Source organism: Streptomyces sparsus, from assembly GCF_054776295.1.
The window spans coordinates 1-2335 of the sequence record NZ_BAAHCA010000787.1 but is presented as its reverse complement, the minus strand read 5'-3'; the positions used below and the strand labels follow the sequence as shown (position 1 = coordinate 2335).

The following is a 2335-nucleotide window of genomic DNA, read 5'->3' as shown; positions in this document are numbered from 1 at the left end:
CTCCGGGCGCTCCCCGAAGGCGACCGGGCCGAGTGACGTCGCCACCACCCGGTCCAGCAGCACCGCCGAGTCGCACCCGCGCGGCGGACGGCCCTGCTCCAGTTCGGTGATCAGCCGCGCCACCGCCCTCCGGTGGCGCCCGAACGCGTACCCCGACACGAACCGGCCCCGGGCCGCCTGGCCCGCCAGGGCCGTCACCGAGGGCACGTCCAGGACCAGCAGGTGCAGCGCCAGACCGCGCAACCGGGTGTCCCGGGCGAGCCAGCGCCGCACCCAGGACAGCGAGCCGCAGTCGTGCACCAGCACGCTGCCCCCGCCGCGCAGCGCGCGCCACAGCCGCCAGTAGTGCGTCAGCCGCACCAGCGGCCGGTAGAGGGCGTAGGGCGTGCCCGGCGGCAACCGCCGCGCCCAGCACTCCCTGGCGTCCTGCGAGTCGATCCGGACCACGTCGGCACTGCCACCGCTCATCCGGCGCATCAGGGTGGACTTGCCGCTGCCGGGCAGCCCGGACACCACCACCCGGTCGCCGGCCGGCCAGGCCAGCGCGCCCGGGCCGCTGACCGCCCTCCCCCGCAGGTCCAGCACCCGTGGCGGATCGTTCCCCGGTGGCGAGGCGCCCTGTTGCCCGTCCTGGGCCCGCCTCTCCGACCGGTGCGGCGGTGCCTCTCCCGACTGCTGCGGGACGAGCGGGCACACCGTGCCCACCGTCTCGTAACGGATCATTCCGTTCCCCTCCCGATGACGTAACGCTTCCCCCGCACGCGCCCGGTCCTCGCCGGGTCGTCGACGCATCTCTTCCCCGTCCCCGACCGACGTGACCGCTCCGGGCTCCCCGCGGAGCGGGCCCCCATGTCATGATGAGGCCGCAAACTGCATATCGGCCGCTTGAACCAGCGCGGGAGAGTTCCCACATCCTCGGGTCTTGAGGGTGCGGGGCGCCGAAGGAGCAAGTCCTCCCTTGAATCTCTCAGGCCCCGTACCGCGCAGGCGAGGCAGATCTGAAAAGCGGGCCGGTCCGTCCGGTCCCACCCAAGGTGCAAGTCAGGGCCCGAACGGGCCTGTGGCGAACCTCTCAGGTTCCGATGACAGATGGGGAGGACATGTCCGCCCCTGCCTGGGAGCCCCTGATGCCACAAGCCCATGACCCCCGCCGTACCGCCCTGGACGCGGTGCACCGTGCCCTCGGCGCCACGATGACCGACTTCGCCGGCTGGGACATGCCGCTGCGCTACGGCAGCGAGCGCGACGAGCACCTCGCGGTCCGCACCCGCGCCGGCCTCTTCGACCTCTCCCACATGGGCGAGATCACCGTCACCGGCCCGCAGGCCGGTGAGCTGCTGGACCACGCGCTGGTCGGCAACCTCTCCGCACTCGCCGAGGGCCGCGCCCGCTACACGATGATCTGCGACGAGCGCGGCGGCATCCTCGACGACCTGATCGTCTACCGGCTCGCGGACCGGCAGCCGTCCGGCCACCGCGAGTACCTCGTCGTCGCCAACGCCGGCAACGCCCAGGTGGTGCTGGACGCGCTGACCGACCGGCAGGCCGGCTTCGACGCGGCCGTCCGTGACGACCGGGACGCCTACGCGCTGCTCGCCGTCCAGGGCCCGGAGGCCGCCGGTGTGCTCAAGGGGCTCACCGACGCCGACCTCGACGGCCTCAAGTACTACGCGGGCCTGCCCGGTGCGGTCGCCGGTGTCAGCGCGCTGATCGCCCGCACCGGCTACACCGGCGAGGACGGCTTCGAGCTGTTCGTCGCCGCGGACGACGCCGAGCAGCTGTGGAACGCGCTGTCGGAGGCGGGCCGGGACGCCGGCCTGGTGCCGTGCGGCCTGTCCTGCCGGGACACGCTGCGGCTGGAGGCCGGCATGCCGCTCTACGGCAACGAGCTGACCCGCGAGACGACGCCGTTCGACGCCGGTCTGGGCCGGGTCGTGAAGTTCGAGAAGACGACCAACGGCGGCCGGTTCGTCGGCCGGGAGCCGCTGGAGGCCGCCGCCGAGCGGGCCGAGACCGCACCGCCGCGCAAGCTGGTCGGTCTGATCGCCGAGGGCCGCCGCGTCCCGCGGTCCGGTTACCAGGTGGTCGACGCGGACGGCACCGTGATCGGCCGGGTCACCTCAGGAGCCCCCTCCCCCACGCTGGGCAAGCCGATCGCAATGGCCTACGTGGACGCCGAGCACGCCGCCCCGGGCACCCCGGGCGTGGCCGTGGACATCCGCGGCAGCCACGAGCCCTACGAGGTCGTCGCGCTGCCGTTCTACAAGCGCGAGCGCTGACACCATCCGCACGCGCGGGGCGCCGGCCCGCTCGCGCGGGGCGCGCCCGCCCGCAC

Annotated in this window: 2 protein-coding genes and 1 riboswitch; of the genes, one reads left to right on the top strand and one right to left on the bottom strand. The window is 74.0% G+C overall.

The annotated features are described in order from the left end of the window. Positions 1 to 723, bottom strand: a 723-nt coding sequence (locus ACYVE9_RS23380) for an AAA family ATPase (RefSeq protein WP_461029871.1), incomplete at its 3' end; no start/stop codon positions are given. Positions 724 to 886: 163 nt separating this feature from the next. After that, a riboswitch (glycine riboswitch) is annotated at positions 887 to 992 on the top strand. 135 nt (positions 993 to 1127) lie between these two features. On the opposite strand from ACYVE9_RS23380, the gene gcvT reads away from it, so the two are divergent. Continuing rightward, positions 1128 to 2279 (top strand): glycine cleavage system aminomethyltransferase GcvT, encoded by a 1152-nt coding sequence (gene gcvT, locus ACYVE9_RS23375; RefSeq protein WP_461029870.1) that lies wholly within the window; start codon positions 1128 to 1130, stop codon positions 2277 to 2279. Positions 2280 to 2335: the final 56 nt, after the last annotated feature.

What these genes read in the sequence shown, in the direction of transcription:
- gcvT (WP_461029870.1), top strand. Translation starts at nt 1,128, where the DNA reads ATGCCACAAGCCCATGACCCCCGCCGTACCGCCCTGGACGCGGTGCAC.